At 73.9% G+C, this 21,010-nt stretch carries 23 protein-coding genes; 19 read left to right on the top strand and 4 right to left on the bottom strand.

Going from position 1 to position 21,010, the window contains the following annotated elements; all coding sequences use genetic code 11:
* Positions 1-61: 61 nt before the first annotated feature.
* Complete coding sequence (locus tag OO48_RS18590) at positions 62-343, top strand: DUF3099 domain-containing protein (protein ID WP_033217629.1); 282 nt, start codon at positions 62-64, stop codon at positions 341-343.
* Here the strand turns inward: OO48_RS18590 and OO48_RS18585 are convergent.
* Entirely contained in the window at positions 337-699 is a 363-nt protein-coding gene (locus OO48_RS18585) for a DsrE family protein (RefSeq protein ID WP_033217627.1), read from the bottom strand. The two genes, OO48_RS18590 and OO48_RS18585, sit on opposite strands and share 7 nt — an antisense overlap.
* A gap of 241 nt (positions 700-940) precedes the next feature.
* Between OO48_RS18585 and OO48_RS18580 the strand changes: the two genes are divergently transcribed.
* The 3 genes from OO48_RS18580 (at position 941) to ygfZ (ending at position 3,024) form a co-directional block, all read left to right on the top strand.
* Positions 941-1,525: a heme-binding beta-barrel domain-containing protein gene (locus OO48_RS18580; RefSeq protein WP_033217625.1), complete on the top strand. Its 585-nt coding sequence runs from the start codon at positions 941-943 to the stop codon at positions 1,523-1,525.
* Between the two features lie 85 nt (positions 1,526-1,610).
* A complete protein-coding gene (locus OO48_RS18575; protein ID WP_033217623.1) occupies positions 1,611-2,057 on the top strand; it encodes a Fur family transcriptional regulator in 447 nt (148 codons plus the stop codon).
* A gap of 10 nt (positions 2,058-2,067) precedes the next feature.
* Positions 2,068-3,024, top strand: a complete 957-nt coding sequence (gene ygfZ, locus OO48_RS18570; RefSeq protein WP_033217618.1) for a CAF17-like 4Fe-4S cluster assembly/insertion protein YgfZ — start codon at positions 2,068-2,070, stop codon at positions 3,022-3,024.
* 3 nt (positions 3,025-3,027) lie between these two features.
* Here the strand turns inward: ygfZ and dtd are convergent, their stop codons facing one another.
* Positions 3,028-3,459, bottom strand: coding sequence for a D-aminoacyl-tRNA deacylase (gene dtd / locus OO48_RS18565; protein ID WP_033217701.1), 432 nt, complete (start codon positions 3,457-3,459; stop codon positions 3,028-3,030).
* Between the two features lie 347 nt (positions 3,460-3,806).
* Here dtd and OO48_RS18560 point away from each other — a divergent pair, with 347 nt between their 5' ends.
* The 3 genes from OO48_RS18560 (at position 3,807) to OO48_RS18550 (ending at position 5,669) form a co-directional block, all read left to right on the top strand.
* The gene (locus tag OO48_RS18560) at positions 3,807-4,325 is read left to right on the top strand and encodes an RsiG family protein (RefSeq protein ID WP_033217616.1); all 519 of its coding nucleotides are present in this window, start codon (positions 3,807-3,809) and stop codon (positions 4,323-4,325) included.
* A 60-nt stretch (positions 4,326-4,385) separates the two neighbouring features.
* Positions 4,386-5,336 (top strand): asparaginase, encoded by a 951-nt coding sequence (locus tag OO48_RS18555; RefSeq protein ID WP_033217615.1) that lies wholly within the window; start codon positions 4,386-4,388, stop codon positions 5,334-5,336.
* A 111-nt stretch (positions 5,337-5,447) separates the two neighbouring features.
* Entirely contained in the window at positions 5,448-5,669 is a 222-nt protein-coding gene (locus tag OO48_RS18550; protein ID WP_030458156.1) for a dodecin, read from the top strand.
* 94 nt (positions 5,670-5,763) lie between these two features.
* Here the strand turns inward: OO48_RS18550 and OO48_RS18545 are convergent, their stop codons facing one another.
* Positions 5,764-6,255: an inorganic diphosphatase gene (locus OO48_RS18545; protein ID WP_033217614.1), complete on the bottom strand. Its 492-nt coding sequence runs from the start codon at positions 6,253-6,255 to the stop codon at positions 5,764-5,766.
* A gap of 95 nt (positions 6,256-6,350) precedes the next feature.
* Between OO48_RS18545 and dacB the strand changes: the two genes are divergently transcribed.
* The 6 genes from dacB to folE all read left to right on the top strand — a co-directional run bounded on the left by dacB (position 6,351) and on the right by folE (position 14,196).
* Positions 6,351-7,850, top strand: coding sequence for a D-alanyl-D-alanine carboxypeptidase/D-alanyl-D-alanine endopeptidase (gene dacB, locus OO48_RS18540; protein WP_033217613.1), 1,500 nt, complete (start codon positions 6,351-6,353; stop codon positions 7,848-7,850).
* Between the two features lie 178 nt (positions 7,851-8,028).
* Complete coding sequence (locus OO48_RS18535) at positions 8,029-9,210, top strand: zinc-dependent metalloprotease (protein ID WP_033217611.1); 1,182 nt, start codon at positions 8,029-8,031, stop codon at positions 9,208-9,210.
* A gap of 235 nt (positions 9,211-9,445) precedes the next feature.
* Complete coding sequence (tilS, locus tag OO48_RS18530) at positions 9,446-10,579, top strand: tRNA lysidine(34) synthetase TilS (RefSeq protein WP_033217609.1); 1,134 nt, start codon at positions 9,446-9,448, stop codon at positions 10,577-10,579.
* 78 nt (positions 10,580-10,657) lie between these two features.
* Positions 10,658-11,197, top strand: a complete 540-nt coding sequence (gene hpt / locus OO48_RS18525; protein WP_033217699.1) for a hypoxanthine phosphoribosyltransferase — start codon at positions 10,658-10,660, stop codon at positions 11,195-11,197.
* Between the two features lie 223 nt (positions 11,198-11,420).
* Positions 11,421-13,463, top strand: a complete 2,043-nt coding sequence (ftsH, locus tag OO48_RS18520) for an ATP-dependent zinc metalloprotease FtsH (RefSeq protein WP_033217607.1) — start codon at positions 11,421-11,423, stop codon at positions 13,461-13,463.
* Between the two features lie 124 nt (positions 13,464-13,587).
* Positions 13,588-14,196, top strand: a complete 609-nt coding sequence (gene folE / locus OO48_RS18515; protein WP_033217605.1) for a GTP cyclohydrolase I FolE — start codon at positions 13,588-13,590, stop codon at positions 14,194-14,196.
* A 72-nt stretch (positions 14,197-14,268) separates the two neighbouring features.
* Here folE and OO48_RS18510 read toward each other — a convergent pair whose 3' ends face one another.
* Positions 14,269-15,450, bottom strand: coding sequence for an alpha/beta hydrolase (locus OO48_RS18510; RefSeq protein WP_051732284.1), 1,182 nt, complete (start codon positions 15,448-15,450; stop codon positions 14,269-14,271).
* 393 nt (positions 15,451-15,843) lie between these two features.
* Here OO48_RS18510 and OO48_RS18505 point away from each other — a divergent pair, with 393 nt between their 5' ends.
* The 6 genes from OO48_RS18505 (at position 15,844) to OO48_RS18480 (ending at position 20,928) form a co-directional block, all read left to right on the top strand.
* Positions 15,844-17,682: a phosphatidylglycerol lysyltransferase domain-containing protein gene (locus tag OO48_RS18505; RefSeq protein WP_033217604.1), complete on the top strand. Its 1,839-nt coding sequence runs from the start codon at positions 15,844-15,846 to the stop codon at positions 17,680-17,682.
* 92 nt (positions 17,683-17,774) lie between these two features.
* Positions 17,775-18,641 (top strand): dihydropteroate synthase, encoded by an 867-nt coding sequence (folP, locus tag OO48_RS18500; RefSeq protein WP_209439507.1) that lies wholly within the window; start codon positions 17,775-17,777, stop codon positions 18,639-18,641.
* Between the two features lie 2 nt (positions 18,642-18,643).
* Positions 18,644-19,150 (top strand): nuclear transport factor 2 family protein, encoded by a 507-nt coding sequence (locus OO48_RS18495; protein WP_209439506.1) that lies wholly within the window; start codon positions 18,644-18,646, stop codon positions 19,148-19,150.
* Between the two features lie 173 nt (positions 19,151-19,323).
* Complete coding sequence (gene folB, locus OO48_RS18490) at positions 19,324-19,683, top strand: dihydroneopterin aldolase (protein ID WP_033217694.1); 360 nt, start codon at positions 19,324-19,326, stop codon at positions 19,681-19,683.
* Positions 19,569-20,318, top strand: a complete 750-nt coding sequence (gene folK, locus OO48_RS18485) for a 2-amino-4-hydroxy-6-hydroxymethyldihydropteridine diphosphokinase (RefSeq protein WP_425338558.1) — start codon at positions 19,569-19,571, stop codon at positions 20,316-20,318. Before folB ends, folK begins: the two co-directional genes overlap by 115 nt.
* 112 nt (positions 20,319-20,430) lie before the next feature.
* A complete protein-coding gene (locus OO48_RS18480; RefSeq protein ID WP_033217598.1) occupies positions 20,431-20,928 on the top strand; it encodes a DUF3180 domain-containing protein in 498 nt (165 codons plus the stop codon).
* The last annotated feature ends 82 nt before the right edge of the window (positions 20,929-21,010 follow it).

Raw genomic sequence — 21,010 nt, 5'->3', positions numbered from 1 at the left:
CAGCGTGCCGAGGGGCCCGGACGTCTTCTGACGACCGGGCCCCTCGGCCTACCCTGGAAGGGTGCAGGCACACCGGCGGCACGTGCGCTACTTCGTGATGATGGGCGTCTGCCTGGCGCTGTTCGTCCTGGCCTGGGGCGTGGTGCGCTTCTGGTCGGTCGGCGCCGCCATCGGCATGTGCGTGGTCGCGATGGTGATCCCGCCGGTGGCCGCCGTCCTCGCCAACAAGCGGGACCGGGACGACGACTGGTGGAACGACCCGCGCTGGGACGACCCGCGCTGGGAGCAGCCCGGCCACGACCGGGACCGGCCGGACCGCGAGCCCCCGGACGGGCGTCAGTAGACCAGCGCCCTGGCGTCGTCCGCCATCACCTCGGACAGGAACACCTGCGCGCCGGCGATCCGCACCCCCTCGATCACGTCGGCCTGCGCGATGTCCCGGCGCGCCGCGCACTGGGTGCACAGGGTGACGCTCCCGCCCGCCAGGACGGCCTCCAGCAGGTCCGGCAGCGGCGCCGAGTGCGGCAGCTCGAACTCGGCGGCCCTCCCCGGCAGGGCGAACCAGGCGGACTCCCCGGTCAGCCAGAGCGAGACCGGCACGCCGCTGGCGACGGCGACCGAGGCGACCGTGAAGGCCTGCGAGCAGCGTTCCGGGGCGTCCGCACCGGCGGTGACCTTGATGACCAGCTTCTTCGACATGCCCCAGAGACTACGGGCGCGGGGGTCGCCGGATAGACTCGCGCCGTACCACAGCCCGTCGAACCCGCCCCTGGAGCGCACCGTGTCCGGTCTTGAGATCTTCTTCGACAGCCTGCTGGCTCTGATGGCCGTGCTGATCACCTGGTTCGCCATCTTCTCCGTCATGAAGCTCTACCAGGGCCAGCGCTGACGACTGCCGTACGGTTGACCCGGTAACCGTCCGACGACACCAGCCAGGACCATGATCGAGATTCCTTCCGACCTCCACCGCGACGTCGTCCCGCTCGCCTTCCTCCTCGGCACCTGGGAGGGCGCGGGCGTCCACGACTTCCCGGGCAGCGAGAAGTGCAACTTCGGCCAGGAGATCGTCTTCCGGCACGACGGCCGTCCCTTCCTGGAGTTCCGCTCCCGCACCTGGGTGCTGGACGAGCAGGGCGAGAAGGTCCGCCCGCTGGAGACCGAGCACTCCTTCTGGCGGGTCACCAGCAACCAGCACGGCACCAGCGGCGAGCGCGAGATCGAGGTCTCCTCGGTCCGCGACGACGGCACCGTGGAGATCTGGTACGGCAAGCTGCACGACGGCAAGCCGCAGATCGACCTGGCCACCGACGCGGTCGCCCGGATCGAGGGCGCGGCCCCCTACAGCGGCGGCAAGCGGCTGTACGGCCTGGTCAAGGACGAGCTGCTGTGGGTCGGCGAGAAGGCCGCCCCCGAGGTGCCGCTGCGGCCGTACATGTCGGCGCAGCTGAAGAAGGTGCTCAACCCGGCGCAGCTGATCAACGACATCAACGACCTGCCGGACGACGGGATCGCGTTCTTCCGCTGACCCGATCGCCCACGCACGGGTAGGGGCCGACCGGTCGGTCGGTCCCTACACTTGTCGCACGACCTCTCACCGGGCAGGGACACACGTGGCGAACAGCGAGACGACCGACTGGAAAGCCGACCTGCGCGAGCGCGGCTACCGGCTGACCCCGCAGCGCCAGCTGGTGCTGGAGGCCGTCGACGTGCTCGACCACGCGACGCCGGACGAGATCCTCGGCCAAGTCCGCAAGACCGCCAGCGGCGTCAACATCTCCACCGTCTACCGGACGCTGGAGCTGCTGGAGGAGCTCGGCCTGGTCTCGCACGCCCACCTGGGCCACGGCGCCCCCACCTACCACCTGGCGGGCCGGCACACCCACCTGCACCTGGTCTGCCGGGACTGCGACAAGGTCACCGAGACCGACACCGCGATCGCCGCCCCGCTGATCGACAGCCTGCGCACCGAGCACGGCTTCGACACCGACCTCAAGCACTTCGCCATCTTCGGCCGCTGCGCGGACTGCACCGCCAAGCTGGCGGACGGCCGGCCGTAAGCTGGCGGGTATGAAGAGTCCGCTGCTTGCCCTGCCCGGCGCCGTCCCGGCCGAAGGTCCCGACGAGGGGGTCGCCGCCCACTACGGCGACCTGTTCCGCGAGCAGCGCGCGCTGGCCGCCGGGCGCGGCTTCGTGGACCTGTCGCACCGCGGCGTGATCACCGCGACCGGCCCGGACCGGCTGAGCTGGCTGCACCTGCTGCTCACCCAGCACGTCAGCGAACTGCCGCCGCAGCGGGCCACCGAGGCGCTGGTGCTCTCCCCGAACGGGCACGTGGAGCACGCGCTCTACCTGGTCGACGACGGGGAGACCACCTGGATCCACGTCGAGCCGGGCGGCGCGCCCGCCCTGGTGGCGTACCTGGAGTCGATGAAGTTCTGGAACCGGGTCGAGGTCGCCGACGCCACCGAGCGGTACGCCGTGGTGTTCCTGCCGGCCGGCTCCACCGCCCCGGCCGAGCGGGCCGCCGCCGTGCGCGAACTCCCCTGGGGCCGGGACGTGTTCCTGCCGCGCGCCGAACTCGCCGCGGCCGCCGAGGAGTTCGGCCCGGCGGCGGGCGTCTGGGCGTACGAGGCGCTGCGGATCGAGGGGCACCGGCCGCGGCTCGGCTTCGAGACCGACCACCGCACCATCCCGCACGAGGTGGACTGGCTGGGCAGCGCCGTGCACCTGCAGAAGGGCTGCTACCGCGGCCAGGAGACGGTCGCCCGGGTGCACAACCTGGGCCGGCCGCCGCGCCGGCTGGTCTTCCTGCACCTGGACGGCACCGAGGAGAAGCTGCCCGCGCACGGCACCGAGGTCCGGGTCGCGGGCCAGGAGCGGCCGGTCGGCTTCGTCACCTCCTCGGCCCGGCACCACGAGCTGGGCCCGATCGCGCTGGCCCTGGTCAAGCGCAACACCCCGGTGGACGCACTGCTGCTGGCCGACGGCGTCCCCGGCACCCAGGACGTGATCGTTCCCGCCTAGGGGTCAGACCTCCAGCAGGACGGTGAACGGCCCGTCGTTCACCAGCGACACCTTCATGTCGGCGCCGAACCGTCCGGTCTCCACCTTCGCGCCCAGCGCCCGCAGCTCGGCGACCACCGCGTCCACCAGCGGTTCGGCGACCGGGCCGGGCGCGGCGGCGTTCCAGGTGGGGCGGCGGCCCTTGCGGGCGTCGCCGTAGAGGGTGAACTGGCTGATCACCAGCAGCGGGGCGCCGAGCTCCGAGCAGGACCGCTCGGGGCTGCCCGGGAACAGCCGCAGCGTCCAGAGCTTGCGGGCCAGTTGGGCGGCGCGGGCCGGGGTGTCCTCGTGGGTGGCGCCGACCAGGACGCACAGGCCGGGCCCCTCGATCGCGCCGACCGTCTCGCCGTCCACCGTCACGGCCGCCCCGGCGACCCGCTGCACCACTGCTCGCATGCCGCCCATTGTGCCGGGCCGGGCCCGTGGGGGGCGCACGGCGTCCGGTTGCACGCCGGGGTCGCGCGTGGTGCGCCCCGATCCGTGCAGGTGAGCCCGTGGCGGGGATTCTTCGTACTAGCCAGGGGTGTTCGCCACGGGGCCGTTCGGGTACCCGGGCGTGCGGCGCCGGGGCCCGGAGTGGCACGCTGTCCGACGGCCCGGGGCCTTCCGGGCCCCGCGGGGGTGTCCGCCGTCCCGGCGAACCGCGTCACCCGCACGAGTGGCACCGCCCGCCGGGGGGAACCCTGGGGGCGGGCGGCCCGTGTCAACGGCGGGCACTGGTACTACGGCAGGTGGTCGGATTGATGGACGTGAGCGCGGTCGACGGGCTGGCCGGCCTGGCCCTGGAGGAACTGCGGGTGCTCCGCCGGGACGCCCTGGAGCAGGAGGCCGACCTCTCCTACCTGCGCCGCCTGCTGCACGGCCGGATGGACATCCTGCGGGCCGAACTGCAGCGCCGGGAGATCCCGCTGCAGGCCGCCGGCGAGACGCCGTGCGCGCTGCTGGACCGGCTGCCGGCGATCCTCGCCGACGCCCCCTCCGCGACCCGCCGCCCGGCCCGGCACGTCACCCTCGGTCCGCCGCGCGGCGCGCGCTACCAGCAGGAGGCCGACGCCCTGATGGGCGACGTCCAGCTGGCCGACCTGGCCGCGCACGCCACCGCCGACCTGCTGGCCGCCGTCGAGCGCCTGGACGAGCACCAGCGCGAGGTCTCCGGCCGCCGCCAGGCCCTGCAGCGCACCGCGGACGACTGCGGGGCCGAGATCACCCGCAGGTACCGTGAAGGGGAGGCCCGGGTCGACGACCTGCTCAGCCAAGGCTGAGCGGGGCGGACGCGGCCGGGGCCGCCCTCACCCTCACCGCACCGCCCTGGAGACCCACCCGTGTCGCAGTCCGCCCCGCCCGCCCTCGCCGAGGTCATACGCTCCGGCTTCACCGAGGGCCGCCACCGCGGTTCGCTGGTCCTGCTCGACGCCGACGGCGCCGTCGAGTACGCGCTCGGCACCCCCGAACTGCCGGTCTACCCGCGCTCCACCGCCAAGCCCTTCCAGGCGGTGGCCACCCTGCGGGCCGGCCTCGACCTGCGCGGCGAACAGCTCGCGCTGGCCGCCTCCAGCCACTCCGCCGAGCCGTTCCACCGCGCCGCCGTGCGCAAGGTCCTCGCCGACGCCGGCCTCACCGAGGCCGCCCTGCGGCTGCCCGCCGACCTGCCGCTGGACCAGGTGGAGGCCGAGGAACTGCTCCGCTCCGGCGGGGAGCGCGCCCCGATCCTGATGGACTGCTCCGGCAAGCACGCCGCCTGGCTGGCCGCCAGCGCCGCCAACGGCTGGAGCCTGGAGGACTACCTCGACCCGGACCACCCGATCCAGCGGCTGGCCCGCGCCGCCCTGGAGGAGGCCACCGGCGAGGCCGCCGCCCACCTGGGCACCGACGGCTGCGGCGCCCCGCTGCTGGCCGTCTCGCTCACCGGCCTGGCCCGCGGCTACCGCGCCCTGCTGCTGGCCGGCCCCGGCACCGAGCAGCGCCGGGTCGCCGACGCGATGCGCGCCCACCCCGAGTACGTGGCCGGCACCCGCCGGGCCGACACCTGGCTGATGCGGGCGGTGCCCGGCGCGCTGTCCAAGATGGGCGCCGAGGCCGTCCAGGTGGTGGCGCTGCCCGACGGCCGGGCCCTCGCCTTCAAGATCGAGGACGGCGCCGAGCGCGCCCGCGGCCCGGTGCTGGCCGCCGCGCTGCGCCGACTGGGCGTCCAGGACCCGGTGCTGGAGCGGATCGCCGCCGCCCCGCTGCACGGCGGCGGCAACGTGGTCGGCGAGGTCCGCGCGGCCTTCTGACGAGCCGTCGGCGGACGCACCATCGGCGGACTCCGGGATGCCCGGGGCGGCACTTCGGTGCACGGTGGACGGCGGGGGAGCCACCCGCCGCCGCACCAGGGAGAGACCGCCATGACCGACCACACCTACCGGGTCACCGAGATCGTCGGGTCCTCGCACGAGGGCGTGGACGCCGCGATCCGCAACGGCCTCGCCCGGGCGAACCGCACGCTGCGCAACCTGGACTGGTTCGAGGTGGTGCAGGTCCGCGGCCACCTCAAGGACGGCGAGGTCGAGCACTACCAGGTCGGCCTGAAGGTCGGCTTCCGGCTCGACGACAACGACGGCGCCTGAGCCCGGTACCCGGGAACGCGCGAGGGGCGGGAGTCCGGTCGGACTCCCGCCCCTCGCACGGGTGCTGCGGGGTGCCCCGGAGGGCGGACACGGCTCAGTGGCCGCCCTGCTCCTGCAGGCGCTTGATCGAGGCCTCGATCTCGGCCTCGGCCTCGGCCCGGCCGACCCAGTCGGCGCCCTGGACGGACTTGCCCGGCTCCAGGTCCTTGTAGACCTCGAAGAAGTGCTGGATCTCCAGGCGGTCGAACTCCGACACGTCCTGCAGGTCCTGCAGGTGCGACCAGCGCGGGTCGGTCGCCGGGACGCAGAGCAGCTTGTCGTCGCCGCCGGCCTCGTCCGTCATGTGGAACATGCCGATGGCGCGGCACTTGATCAGGCAGCCGGGGAAGGTCGGCTCCTCCAGGATGACCAGTGCGTCCAGCGGGTCGCCGTCGTCCGCGAGGGTGCCCTCGACGTAGCCGTAGTCGGCCGGGTAGCGGGTCGAGGTGAAGAGCATGCGGTCCAGACGGAGCCGGCCGGTCTCATGGTCGACCTCGTACTTGTTGCGCGAGCCCTTCGGGATCTCGATCAGGACGTCGAACTCCAACGGTTCCTCCAAGGGTTGGGACTGACAGAATCCAAGTGTCTCCTACGGCGGGGTGTGCTCAGGAAAGGGGCCGGTCGGTGAGATCAGGGGCAGGGGTGGGACGCGGGCGCGGAACCGCGCTGGCGGCCGCGCTGGCAGTGGTGCTGGCGGCCGGGACGACGCTCGCCGGGCCCGCCGCCGCGGCCCAGTCCTCGCCGGACTCCGCGCACGGCGGGCGCGCCGACGACGACCGGCACCGGAGCCAGGACCAGGACCGGAACGGGCCGGACGGCGGGGACGGCGGGGACGACGCCGCGCGGCGGCGCCAGGACGGGCGGCACCGCGCGGTGCCGGTCAAGGGCCCGGTGCTGGCCGCGGGCGACGCCGCCGACAGCAGGGCGCCGACCGGCGGCGGGCTGCGCACCGCGCTCGGCGGCACCGTCCAGGACAAGGCGCTCGGCACCCTGAACTTCGCGGTCGCCGACGCCGCCACCGGGGAGTTCCTGTTCGGCTCCCAGGAGAACGCCCCGGCCACGCCCGCCTCCACCACCAAGCTCGCCACCGCCGTCGCCGCCCTCGCCCTGCTGCCCGCCGAGCGGCGGATCGCCACCACCGTCGTCCGGGGCGCCCCCGACGAGATCACCCTGGTCGGCGGCGGCGACCCCACCCTGACCGCCCTGCCCGCCGACCAGGTCCGGATCGGCGGCGCCCCGGTCGATCGGGACAGCGCCCCCGCCTCGATGGCCGACCTGGCCCACCGCACCGCCACCGCGCTGAAGGCCGCCGGCACCACCGCGGTGAAGCTCTCCTACGACACCTCGCTGTACGCCGGCCCGCTGCTGCACCCCGACCACGACGCGGTGAACGTCGCCGCGGTCACCCCGCTGATGGTCGACGAGGGCCGGATCGACCCGCGCTCGCCCGACGAGGCCCCGGCCCGGGTGTTCGACCCGGCCGGGCAGGCCGCCGAGACCTTCGCCGGCCTGCTCCGGGCCGAGGGCGTCACCGTGCGGGGCAAGCCCGACCAGGCCGCCGCGCCCGCCGGGGCCGTCGAACTGGCCCGGGTCGAGTCGCCGACGGTCGGGCGGCTGGTGGAGCGGATGCTCACCACCTCCGACAACACGCTGGCCGAGGCGGTCGCCCGGCAGGCCGCGACCGCCGCCGGGCAGCCCGCGAGCTTCGAGGGCGCGGCGAAGGCGGTCACCGGCGAACTGGCCGCGCTCGGCGTGCCGTTGGAGGGCGTGCGGATCGTCGACGGCAGCGGCCTGGCCAAGGCCGACCTGATCCCGCCGATCACGCTGGTGAAACTCCTCGCCGCGGCCGCCGCCCCGGCCCACCCGGAACTGCGCCCGGTGCTCACCGGCCTCCCGGTCGCGGGTTTCTCCGGCACGCTGCTCAACCGCTTCGGCGCGAAGTCCGGCGCGGGCGAGGCCGCGGGCATCGTCCGCGCCAAGACCGGCAGCCTCCAGGGCGTCAACACCCTGGCCGGCACCGTGGTCGACGCCGACGGCCGGGTGCTGGCCTTCGCCCTGATGACCCGCACCGACGCCGACCCGACCGCCGCCCGCGCCGCCGTCGACCGCGTCGTCGCCAAGATCGCCGCCTGCGGCTGCTGACCCCGGCGGCCGACCGGAGGGCGGCGCGCCAGGGCGGTCGCGGTGCGCCAGGGCGGTGGCGGCGCGGCGCGCGGGGGACCGGTCCCCGCGCGTCCGGGACGGGTGTGTCCGGGCTCTCGCGGGGTAGCCGTGCGCGGGGTCCCTCCCCCGGGCGGGGACGAGCACGTACGGTGAGGGCATGACGAGCGCGAGCGGCGGTGCGGAGATGGTCGACTGGGATCTCGCGGTGGCGACCGCGACGCGGCTCGCCCGGCCGGGGCCGCGGATCGGTCGGGAGGAGGCCGGGGCCGCCGTCGCCGAACTGCGGCGGCACGCGGCGGAGGCCGAGCGGCACGTGCGGGAGTACACCCGGATGGGGTCGACCGCGGTGGCCGGGACGCCGGTGCTGGTGGTGGACCGGCCGGGCTGGGTGCGGGCGAACGTGGCGGGCTTCCGGACGGTGGTGCGCCCGTTGACGGAGAAGCTGGCGGCCCGCCGGCAGGGCGGCGGCCGCGGCGCGGCGGTGGCCGGTTCGGCGGGCGCGAAGGCGACGGGGGTGGAGGTCGGCGTGGTGCTGGCCTTCCTGTCGACGAAGGTGCTGGGCCAGTACGAGACCTTCGCCCCGGCCGAGCTGCCGAGCGCCCCGGACAGCCCGGAGGGCCTGTTCGACCAGCCCCGGCGCGGGCTGGCCGCCCCGCCCGGGCGGCTGCTGCTGGTGGCGCCGAACATCGTCCAGGTGGAGCGCGAACTCGACGTCTCCCCGAGCGACTTCCGACTCTGGGTGTGCCTGCACGAGGAGACCCACCGGACCCAGTTCACCGCGGTGCCGTGGCTGCGCGACCACATCCAGTCCGAGGTGCAGGACTTCCTGGCGCAGACCGACATCGACCCGGCGGCCTTCCTGGAGCGGCTGCGCGAGGCGTTCGGCGGCCTGCCGATCCCGGGCCTGGGCGGTCGGCGCGCGGACCGGGAGGGCGGTGCCGACCGCGCGGGCACGACCAGCGTCACGGAGCTGGTGCAGACGCCCGCGCAGCGGGAGATCCTGGCCCGGCTGACGGCGGTGATGTCGCTGCTGGAGGGCCACGCGGACGTGGTGATGGACGGGGTCGGGCCCGCGGTGGTGCCCTCGGTGGCGGAGATCCGGGAGAAGTTCCAGCGCCGCCGCGACCGGGGCAGCGGCCGGCTCGACCTGGCGCTGCGCCGGCTGCTCGGGATGGACGCGAAGCTGCGGCAGTACCAGGACGGCGCGGTGTTCGTCCGGGGCGTGGTGGAGCGGGTGGGGATGGACGGCTTCAACCGGGTGTGGACCTCGCCGAACACGCTGCCGACCAAGGAGGAAATCCACGACCCGGCGTCCTGGGTGGCCCGGGTGATCGGCTGAACCCGACCGGGAAGGCGCGCTCCGCGTCCGGTCGCGACCGGTCCCTCAACCTGTCGAGTCGTACACCTGGCGGCAGCCGTAACGTTTCTCCATTCACCCGTACGTGGGACCGTGGATCCGCCGTTGGCGCGGGTGGCGTGGGCGGTGGCCGGATTCTGCGACCATCTGTGAGCGCCTGGTGACCGAGAGCTGACAGGCGGCCGTCGAACCCCCCCTCCGCCAAGGAGTGCCAACCATGGGCCCACACCCCGCTGTCGCGGCGATACGCCTCGCCGTCCGTCGTACCCTCGCCGAGCTCGCCGCCGAGGCGGGCGTCGTCCCCGGCGGGCAGGTGCGCCCGCGCACGCCCGCGCCCGTGCCGGTGCCCGTGCTGGCCGGCACCGCGGCGGTGCCCGGCACGCTGATCGCCAACGCCCGCCGGCACCCCTCCGGCCTGCCCCGCACGCCCGCCGCGCCCGGCTCCCCGCTGGTGCTGGTGGCGGTCTCCGGGGGCGCCGACTCGATGGCGCTGGCCACCGCCACCGCCTTCGAGGCCCCCAAGCTGGGCCTGCGGGTCGGCGCGGTGACGGTCGACCACGGCCTGCAGGACGGTTCGGCCGAGCGCGCCGAGCAGGTCGCCGTCCGGCTGCGCGAGCTCGGGCTCGACCCGGTGGAGGCGGTCGCCGTCCGGGTGGGCCGCGAGGGCGGCCCGGAGAACGCCGCCCGGGACGCCCGCTACGCCGCGCTGGACCTGGCCGCCGAGCGCCACGGCGCGCTGGCCGTGCTGCTCGGCCATACCCGCGACGACCAGGCGGAGACCGTGCTGCTGGGCCTGGCCCGCGGCTCCGGCGCCCGCTCGCTGGCCGGGATGCCCGCCCAGAAGGGCCGCTACCGCCGTCCGCTGCTGGAGCTGGACCGGTCCGCCACCCGGCAGGCCTGCGCCGCGCAGTCCATCCCGGTCTGGGACGACCCGCACAACGCCGACCCGGCGTACACCCGCTCCCGGGTCCGGCACGAGGTGCTGCCGGTGCTGGAGAAGCACCTGGGCGGCGGGGTGGTCGAGGCGCTGGCCCGCACCGCCCGCCTGTTCCGCGACGACGCCGACGCCCTCGACCAGTGGGCCGCCCTGGCCGAGCGCGACCTGCGCTCCCCGGAGGGCGCCCTGGACGCCGGCAAGCTCGCCGAACTGCCCCCCGCGGTGCGCCGCCGGGTGCTGCGGCGGGCGGCGCTGCGCGCGGGCTGTCCGGCGGGCGACCTGTTCGCCCGGCACCTGGAAACCGTGGACCTGCTGGTCACCGGCTGGCGCGGCCAGGGGCCGCTGCACCTACCCGGGGGCGTCGAAGCCGTGCGCCGGTGTGGCACGCTGGTGTTTCGGCGGCAGGGCGACTGAGCTGATCCGAGTCGCGCCACCGCCGCCGAACCCAGACCCCGAACGTTTGAGGACGTATCCCCGGTGGACCAGAACGACATGGGCGCAGACCTCGCGAAGGTGCTCATCAGCAAGGACGAGATCGACGCCAAGCTGGTGGAGCTGGCCGCGCGGATCGACCAGGACTACGCCGGGAAGGACCTCCTGCTGGTCGGTGTCCTCAAGGGCGCCGTGATGGTGATGGCGGACCTGGCCCGGGCCCTGCACAGCCAGGTGACCATGGACTGGATGGCGGTCTCCTCGTACGGGATGGGCACCAAGTCCTCCGGCGTGGTCCGGATCCTCAAGGACCTGGACACCGACATCGCCGGCAAGGACGTGCTGATCGTCGAGGACATCATCGACTCCGGCCTGACGCTGTCCTGGCTGCTGGGCAACCTCGGTTCGCGCGGCCCGGCCTCGCTCAAGGTGTGCACCCTGCTGCGCAAGCCGGACGCCGCCAAGGTGGAGATCGACGTCGAGTACGTCGGCTTCGACATCCCCAACGAGTTCGTGGTCGGCTACGGCCTGGACTACGCGGAGAAGCTGCGCAACCTGCCGTTCATCGGCACGCTCGCGCCGCACGTGTACGGGGGCTGAACCGTTCGGGCGACGGGTGGGAACAGTGCCCCGTTCCCACCCGTTGTGCGGGGGTAGGAAAATAGGCCGCACCGTGATGCGATCCCGCCGGGACCGGGGGTCGCTGCGGTACGGTCCAATCAAACGCTCGTCTTACGAGCACATATCGGATGCGCCGAGGCCCCACAGCCGAGCAGCGCCCGTTGAACTGGCAGGAGGGACGGGGCGGTGACGCCCCGCATGGATGGACGTCAAGCGATACTTCCGTGCGCCGATCATGTGGGTCGTGCTGGCCGCCCTCGCCGTGTTCGCGTTGATGGAGCTCGTCTCGGATTCGAGCGGCTACAAGACTGCGGACACCGGGCAGATCGTCAGCGCCATCGACAACAACCAGGTGAAGTCGGCGCAGCTCACCACCGGTGACTCGAACCTCATCAAGATCCAACTGCAGGACGGCCAGAAGCTGAAGGCGGGCTCGAACGGCAAGTCGCCGTCCGGCACCCGCTTCCAGGCCTCCTACACCGGAGAACAGCAGGCCGCCGACCTGGCCGCCAAGCTCCAGGGCAAGTACGCCGACGGCCAGATCGTCGACGGTTACACCGTCAGCCCCGAGAAGCAGTCGACCTTCGTCAGCCTGCTCTTCTCGATGCTGCCGATCGTGATCATCGTCCTGGTCTTCCTGTTCCTGATGAACCAGATGCAGGGCGGCGGCTCCCGGGTCATGCAGTTCGGCAAGTCGAAGGCCAAGCTGCTCACCAAGGACACTCCGAAGACCACCTTCGCGGACGTCGCGGGCGCCGACGAGGCGGTCGAGGAGCTCCACGAGATCAAGGAGTTCCTGCAGGAGCCGGCCAAGTTCCAGGCGGTCGGCGCCAAGATCCCCAAGGGCGTGCTGCTGTACGGCCCGCCCGGCACCGGCAAGACCCTGCTGGCCCGTGCCGTCGCGGGCGAGGCGGGCGTGCCGTTCTACTCGATCTCGGGTTCCGACTTCGTCGAGATGTTCGTCGGTGTCGGCGCCAGCCGCGTCCGCGACCTGTTCGAGCAGGCCAAGGCCAACGCCCCGGCGATCATCTTCGTCGACGAGATCGACGCCGTCGGCCGGCACCGCGGCGCGGGCCTCGGCGGCGGCCACGACGAGCGCGAGCAGACCCTCAACCAGCTGCTGGTCGAGATGGACGGCTTCGACGTCAAGGGCGGCGTCATCCTGATCGCCGCCACCAACCGCCCCGACATCCTGGACCCGGCGCTGCTGCGCCCCGGCCGCTTCGACCGGCAGATCGCCGTCGACCGCCCGGACCTCCAGGGCCGGCTGGACATCCTCAAGGTGCACCAGAAGGGCAAGCCGATCGCGCCGGACGTCGACCTCTCGGCCGTCGCCAAGCGCACCCCCGGCTTCACCGGCGCAGACCTGTCGAACGTGCTGAACGAGGCGGCGCTGCTCACCGCGCGCTCCGAGAAGAAGCTGATCGACAACCAGGTGCTGGACGAGGCGATCGACCGCGTCGTGGCCGGTCCGCAGAAGCGCTCGCGGATCATGTCCGAGAAGGAGAAGAAGATCACCGCGTACCACGAGGGCGGACACGCCCTGGTCGCGGCGGCCTGCAACTACTCCGACCCGGTGCACAAGATCACCATCCTGTCCCGGGGCCGCGCCCTGGGCTACACGATGGTGCTGCCGGACGAGGACAAGTACTCGACCACCCGCAACGAGATGCTCGACCAGCTCTCGTACATGCTGGGCGGCCGGGCGGCCGAGGAACTGGTCTTCCACGACCCGACCACCGGCGCCTCGAACGACATCGAGAAGGCCACCGCCACCGCGCGGGCCATGGTCACCCAGTACGGCATGAGCGAGCGCCTGGGCGCGATCAAGTTCGGCACCTCCGACTCCGAGCCGTTCCTCGGCCGCGAGATGGGCCACCAGCGCGACTACTCGGAAGAGGTCGCTGGGCTGGTGGACGAGGAGGTCAAGAAGCTGATCGAGACGGCGCACAACGACGCCTGGGAGATCCTGGTCGAGAACCGGGACGTGCTCGACAACCTGGTCCTCGAACTGCTGGAGAAGGAGACGCTGAACAAGGAGCAGATCGCCGAGATCTTCGCTCCGGTGATCAAGCGTCCCCCGCGTCCGGCGTGGACCGGGTCGGCCCGCCGCACCCCGTCCACCCGGCCGCCGGTGCAGTCGCCGAAGGAGCTGGCGCTGACCAACGGCGCCGCGCCGACCGCGACGGACCCGGTCGACGTCGTGAAGCTCCCGCCGGTCGACGGCGGCCAGGTCGAGAGCTGAACGACCGAATATCCGTTCGGAATGGATGCCGCGTTTCCCGGGTTTGTACCCTGGAGGCGCGGCATCCGTGCTGCGCCGACCCTCTTTACCGAGATTTTCCCGACTGACGAGCAGCGAGGCACGCATGATCGATCCGGTGACGCTCGACGGTGAGACCCCCGTCCGCGAGTTCGACCAGAAGCGGGCCGAGAACGCCGTCCGCGAGCTGCTGATCGCCGTCGGGGAGGACCCGGACCGCGAGGGCCTGCTGGAGACGCCGGCCCGGGTCGCCCGCGCCTACCGGGAGATATTCGCCGGCCTGTGGCAGCAGCCGGAGGACGTGCTGACCACCACCTTCGACCTCGGCCACGACGAGCTGGTGCTGGTCAAGGACATCGAGGTGTACTCCACCTGCGAGCACCACCTGGTGCCGTTCCGCGGCGTCGCGCACGTCGGCTACATCCCGTCCACCAGCGGCAAGATCACCGGCCTGTCCAAGCTGGCCCGGCTGGTCGACGTGTACGCCCGCCGGCCGCAGGTGCAGGAGCGCCTGACCAGCCAGGTCGCGGACGCGCTGATGCGGATCCTGGAGCCGCGCGGCGCCATCGTGGTGATCGAGTGCGAGCACATGTGCATGTCGATGCGCGGCATCCGCAAGCCCGGCGCCAAGACCCTGACCTCCGCCGTCCGCGGCCAGCTGCGCGACCCGGCCACCCGCAACGAGGCGATGAGCCTGATCATCGGCGGCCGCTGACGCGCCGTCCGCTGACGGCCGGTCGAGCGGCGGCAGGGGCGCCACCCGTGCGGGTGGCGCCCCTGCGCGTCCTCAGGGCCTCGGCTCGCGGTCCGGCGGCGGGTCGAGGTGGTCGCTGAGCCACTCCAGGGTGGCGGGCAGCTCGCGGCGCCAGGTCTCGAAGGAGTGGCCGCCGTCGGACAGGAAGATCGAGTCCACCTGCAGCTCCGGGTGGGCCGCCGCCACCTGCCGGGCGGCGGCCAGGAACTGCTCGGTGGCCGCGAAGTCGGCCTCGGCCCGGGTGGAGACCAGCAGCAGGTCGGCCCGCGGCGCGGGCAGGTTCTTCAGCCGCCAGTTCAGGTCGGACTGCCGGGCGGCGTCCTGGTCCCCGCGGAACAGGTCGCCGTCCGTCCAGTGGTCGTTCGGCACCGTGTAGTCGGCGTGCATCCCGGCCGCGTTCCGGTACGTGTCGGGGTGCCGCATCGCCAGCCGCAGCGCGCAGGAGCCGCCGGTGGAGTAGCCGAACACGCCCCAGGAGCCCGCCGACCGGCTGACCCGGTACGCGGAGCGCAGCGCCGCCGGGACGTCCTCGGCGAACCAGGTCTCCGCCTGCGGCCCGCCCGGGACGTTCACGCACTCGGTGTTGCGCGGCGGGGCCACGGTCGGGCGGGCCATCACGATCACGGTCGGCGCCATCCGCCCGTCGTGCTGCAGCGCGGCGGCGGTCTGCGGCAGCCGCAGCCCCTCGACCAGGTGCAGCGACGGGCCCGGGTAGCCGGCCAGGGCCAGCAGCACCGGGAAGCGCTCGCGGACGTAGCGCGGGTTGAAGTACTCCGGCGGCAGGTAGACGAAGACCTGGTCGGACAGGCCGGACGCGGGGCCGGCGATCCGCACCGAGTCGACCCGGCCGACCTCCTCCGGGGTGCCCTCGGGCAGCACGTCCTTGACCGTCTCCAGGCCGCCCTCGTCGGTCGGCCGCACCAGCTGCCCGTTCTCCGGGGCGGCGCCGGGGGACTTCGCGGCGGCCAGCGCCAGCGGGGCGCCGCCCGGGCGCAGCAGGTCGTTCCACGAGCTGTAGAAGCCGTACGCGTCGTTCACCGACAGCAGCAGGACGGACAGCACCGCCGCCTGGGTGAGCGTCAGCAGCCCCAGCCGGCCGAGCACCGGCAGCAGGCGCTGCCGGGACAGCCGTGGCCACAGCCAGAGGGTGGCGAGCAGGGCGGCCGCGGCCACCGAGGTCAGCACGTACACCAGGGTCCGGCTGGTCAGCTCCATCGCTCCCGCGTCCTTCCTCGACTCCCGCTCCGCCATCGTCATCTGACGGGCCGTCGGCAGCGAGTGGGGGTACGCTGACCGGGCGTCGGAAAAACGTACGAACGGTGTGCCTCGTGCGAGGGAACCGTCGCAGTGGAACGCGGCGTCCCCCGGGGGGAGACGCGCCGAACCGCCGGGCAGGCGGTCACGGGTGCGAGGCGCGGCGCCGCCGCCGCGTCCCCCGGAGCGACGAGCGCAACCGTTCGAACCGGGCCCGGTCCGGGCGGCCCGCACCCCCTCGTGGACCGCACTTGACGTGCGGATTGCCAGAAGAAGGAACTGTCATGAAGGTCCATCACGCCCCCGTTCCCGGAGTGCGCGCACAGCGCCCCGGTGCCTCTAGGCTGAGTTCTCATGAGCGCTCCCGTGTCCGCTGAGAAGACCACCGACACACCCCGGCGGCGGGGTCTGCAGGCGCTCCGCACCCAGGCCGCCGCGGTGCCGCGGTCCTGGGTACCCGGAGCGGTCGGGTACGCCTGCCTGGCCATCGGTCTGATCGACATCGCCTGCGCGGTCTCCCCCCGGCTGCGGCTCACCAGGGTGCACACCGTGGTCGGCCAGCTGCCCGGCGGCACGACCACGCTGGCCGCGGCCGGCACCCTGATGGTCGGCATGCTGCTGGTGCTGCTGGCGCACGCGCTGCGCCGCCGCAAGGCGCGCGCCTGGCGGGCGGTGTGCGTGCTGCTGCCGGTCGGCGCGGCGCTGCACCTGATGCGCTGGCACCAGTTCGGGCAGGCCGCGATCTCGCTGGCGCTGTTCGCCGTGATGCTGGTGCACCGGCGCGAGTTCTACGCCAAGGCCGACCCGCGCACCCGCTGGCGCGCGGTGGCCGCGTTCGTGCTGCTCGGCGCGGTGTCGGTGCTGCTCGGCCTGGTCGTGGTCTCGGTCCGCTGGAAGGCCGAGGTCGGCGACCCGTCGCTGTTCCAGCGGCTGGAGCACGTCGGCTACGGGCTGTTCGGCTTCGAGGGCCCGATCCACTACACCTCCGACCGGATCGGCGACCTGGTCGGCTACTCGCTGGGCGGGCTCGGCCTGGTCACCGCCCTGGCCACCGCGTACCTGGCGCTGCGTCCGGAGAAGCCCGAGCCGGAGCTCACCCCCGAGGACGAGATCAAGGTCCGCGAGCTGCTCGCCCGGCACGGCAAGCGCGACTCGCTCGGCTACTTCGCGCTGCGCCGCGACAAGAGCGTGCTGTTCTCGCCCACCGGCAAGGCCGCGATCTCCTACCGGGTGGTCTCCGGCGTGATGCTCGCCTCCGGCGACCCCGTCGGCGACGTCGAGGCCTGGCCCGGCGCGATCAAGGTGTTCATGGCCACCGCCCGCGAGCACGCCTGGGCGCCGGCCGTGATGGGCTGCTCCGAGGTCGGCGGCGAGGTGTGGACCCGGGAGGCCGGGCTGGACGCGCTCGAACTCGGCGACGAGGCCATCGTCGACACCGCGACCTTCTCGCTCTCCGGCCGCGCCATGCGCAACGTCCGCCAGATGGTCAAGCGGATCGAGCGCAACGGCTACTCCTGCAAGGTCCGCCGGGTCGGCGACCTGACCCTGGAGGAGAAGCGCCGGATCGGCGACGCGGCGGCCCGCTGGCGCGGCACCGACACCGAGCGCGGCTTCTCCATGGCGCTCGGCCGCTTCGGCGACCCGGGCGACGACGACTGCGTGGTGGTCACCGCGCACAAGGCGCCGGAGGAGGGGGAGACCGCCTCGGACGACGACCTGAAGGCGGTGCTGCACTTCGTCCCGTGGGGCGACGACGGCATCTCGCTGGAGCTCATGCGGCGCGACCGGGAGGCCGACCCGGGCCTCAACGAACTGCTGATCGTCGCCGCCCTCCAGGAGGTCGGGGCGATGGGCGTGCGGCGGGTCTCGCTGAACTTCGCGATGTTCCGCTCGGCGCTGGCCCGCGGCGAGCGGATCGGCGCGGGGCCGGTGCTGCGGGCCTGGCGCGGGCTGCTGGTGTTCCTGTCGCGCTGGTTCCAGATCGAGTCGCTGTACAAGTTCAACGCGAAGTTCCAGCCGGTCTGGGAGCCGCGCTTCCTGGTCTACCAGCACACCCGCGACCTGCCCCGGATCGGCTTCGCCGCGATGCAGGCGGAGGCGTTCATCACCCTCGGCATGCCGCGCTTCGGCCGCAAGCGGCAGCGCGAGGGGCTGATGCGCGAGCCCGCGGCGCGGCTGGACAAGGCCGCGTAACCGGACGGCCGGGAGGGCCGCCGCGCCCGGCGCGGCGGCCCTCCGCGCACCCGGCGGGCGCCGGTCGGCCGGGGGCGGCCGGTGCGCCGATAATGGGACGCATGAACGAGAACGTCCCCGGTCTGCCCGTCCTTGAGCGCTGTGCCGTGATGGGGGTGGTCAACGTCACGCCGGACTCGTTCTCGGACGGTGGGCTGTGGCTGGACCCGGCGCGGGCGGTCGCGCACGGGCTGGACCTGGCGGCCCGCGGGGCCGACCTGGTGGACGTGGGCGGGGAGTCGACCCGGCCCGGGGCGGTGCGGGTGACCGAGGCCGAGGAACTGCGCCGGGTGGTGCCGGTGGTCACCGAACTGGCCCGGGCCGGGGTGGTGGTCTCGGTGGACACCATGCGGGCGAGCGTCGCCGCGGCGGCCGTCGCGGCGGGCGCCCGGGTGGTCAACGACGTGTCCGGCGGCCTCGCGGACCCGGACATGGCGCGGGTGGTCGCCCAGACCGGCGCGCCGTTCGTGGTGATGCACTGGCGCGGCCAGTCCGCCGGCATGGACGCGCTGGCGGTGTACGGCGACGTGGTCGCGGACGTGGTGCGGGAGCTGACCGTCCGGGTGGAGGAACTGCTGGCCGCCGGGGTGAAGGAGGAGCAGCTGATCCTCGACCCCGGCCTGGGGTTCGCGAAGACCGGCGAGCACAACTGGGCGCTGCTGGGCCGGCTGGACGCGGTGACGGCGCTGGGACGGCCGGTGCTGGTGGCGGCTTCGCGCAAGCGCTTCCTGGGTACGCTGCTGGCCAACCCGGAAACCGGGGAGCTGCGCCCGGCGCGGCAGCGGGACGACGCCACGGCGGCGGTCTCGGTGCTGGCGGCGAGGGCGGGTGCCTGGGCGGTTCGGGTGCATGACGTGTCCGGCACGGCTGACGCCGTACGAGTCGTCGCGGCCTGGGAGCAGGCGGCGCAGAGGGGGTAGGCGTGGCGGAGGCAGCGAGCGGCGGCAACGACCGGGCGGCGGCGCTGGAGCCGGACCGGGAAGCGGTCCTGGCGGTCAACCAGGCGCTGTACGAGGCACTGGAGAACGGCGACCTGGAGGCCGTCGAGTCGATCTGGCTCGGTCCGGGCGAGGCGGACGACAAGGGCGGGGTGGTCTGCGTGCACCCGGGCTGGCCGGCCCTGGTCGGCCGGGCCCAGGTGACCCGCTCGTACATGCTGATCATGGCGAACACCGAGTACATCCAGTTCTTCCTGACCGACGTCGAGGCCGACGTGCAGGGTGACGTGGCCCTGGTGACCTGCACGGAGAACATCCTGTCCGGCGGCGAGCCGGAGGAGGAGGGCGAGCTGGGGCCGCTGGTGGGCGGCAAGGTGGTGTCGACCAACCTGTTCCGGCGGACGGCGGGCGGGTGGAAGCTGTGGTCGCACCACGGCTCGCCGGTGCTCACCAGCGGGGACGACGAGGACGACGAGGACGACGACGAGTAGCGCGGCGGGGCGGGCGGCGTCAAGGGCCGCGGCGGCCGGTCCGTTCGGGCGGTCGGCCGGGGAGGCGGCCCCGGGCCGTCGGCGGTCGAAGGTAGATTCGAGGGGCGGCGGGCGACGGTGCCCGCCGGTCCCCGCCCCGGCGGGGCCGTCAGCTGGGAGCAGTGATTCTTTTGCTGGACCGCGTCACCCTGCGCGGGCTGCGTGCCCGCGGCCACCACGGCGTCTTCGAGCGCGAGCGGATCGAGGGACAGACCTTCGTGGTCGACCTGGTGCTGTTCCTCGACACCCGGCCGGCCGCCGCGGGCGACGACCTGACCCGCACCGCGCACTACGGCGTGATCGCGGAGGAGGTCACCGCGGTGATCGCGGGCGACCCGGTCGACCTGATCGAGACGCTGGCCCAGCGGATCGCCGACCAGTGCCTGCGGCACGAGGTGGTCGAGGAGGTCGAGGTCACCGTGCACAAGCCGGACGCCCCGATCACCGTCCCGTTCGACGACGTCACCATCACGATCCGCCGGGCCCGGGCCTGACCGCCCCCGGTGGAGCCCGAACAGAGGGAACTCCATTGGCCACGACCGACCCGACCGCCACGCCGACCACGTTCGACCTGCAGGGCAGGGTGGACCGCGCGGAGTCGACCCTGCACGACTCCCGCACCGCCGCCGTCGCCCTCGGCAGCAACCTGGGCAACCGCCTGGAGACCCTCCAGGGCGCCGTGGACGCGCTGGAGGACACCCCGGGGGTGCGGGTGACCGCGCTGTCCGCGGTGTACGAGACCGACGCCGTCGGCGGCCCCGAGAACCAGCCGAGCTACTTCAACGCCGTCGCGGTGCTGCGCACCTCGCTGCCCCCGCAGGACCTGCTGGAGCGGGCCAACGCGGTGGAGGACGCCTTCGGCCGGGTCCGCGAGGTGCACTGGGGGCCGCGCACCCTGGACGTCGACGTGCTCGCCTACGAGGGGGTCACCAGCGACGACCCGCACCTGACGCTGCCCCACCCGCGGGCCCACGAGCGGGCCTTCGTGCTGGCCCCCTGGCAGGACGCCGACCCGGCGGCCGAGGTACCGGGCCACGGGCCGGTCGCCGAGCTGCTGGCGGGCCTGGGCGGGGCCGAGGCGCAGGGCGTGCGGCTCCGCGCCGACCTCCAGCTGCGCCTGCCGGAGTAGGCCCGGGAACTTCCGGGCGCCCGCGGGCGTAGCTCCCTGGGGCGCGGCCGGGCCGGTACGGTGGCCTGGTCGTGGCGCCCGCCGTCGAACCACTGGAAGGAAGCCCGTCCGCGTGAAGCCGCTCCGTCTCCGCCTGCTGCTCGGCATCACCGCGATCACGGGGCTGCTGTCCTGGGGCGGCGCCCGGCTGTGGGACTCGCTGGGCACGCTGCCCGGGGTGCCCGCCTACGCGCCGTACGTGCTGGCCGCGGTCGCCGTGGTGCTGCTGGCCGCGGCGGTCTCGCTGCGCTCCCGGCTGAAGGCGGTGCGGGAGCGGCAGCCCGGCGCCAAGGGCGTGGACCCGCTGCACGCGGCCCGCGCGCTGGTGCTGGGGCAGGCCAGTGCGCTGGTGTCGGCGGTGGTGACCGGGGTCTACGCGGGCGTCGGGGTGTTCCTGCTCGGCTCGCTCGACATCGCGGCCCGCCGGACGCAGGCGGCCACCGCGCTGTTCGCGGTGCTGGCGGGCGCGGCGGTGATCGCGGTGGCGCTGTGGCTGCAGCACGTCTGCAGGCTCCCCGACGACCACGACGACCCCGAGCACCCGCGCGGGACGGCCGCCTCCCCGCGCTGACGCACCACCGCCCGCCCGTCGCCTCCGGCACCCGGCACGGCCTGTCAAGGCCCGAAAGGGGGGCGAGGCTGACAGGGCCGTG

Origin of the sequence: Kitasatospora phosalacinea, from assembly GCF_000716545.1 — a bacterium.
GTDB classification, from domain to species: Bacteria; Actinomycetota; Actinomycetes; order Streptomycetales; family Streptomycetaceae; genus Kitasatospora; species Kitasatospora phosalacinea.
Note: the sequence above shows the minus strand (reverse complement) of the source record. Positions and strands in the feature narration are given on the sequence as shown.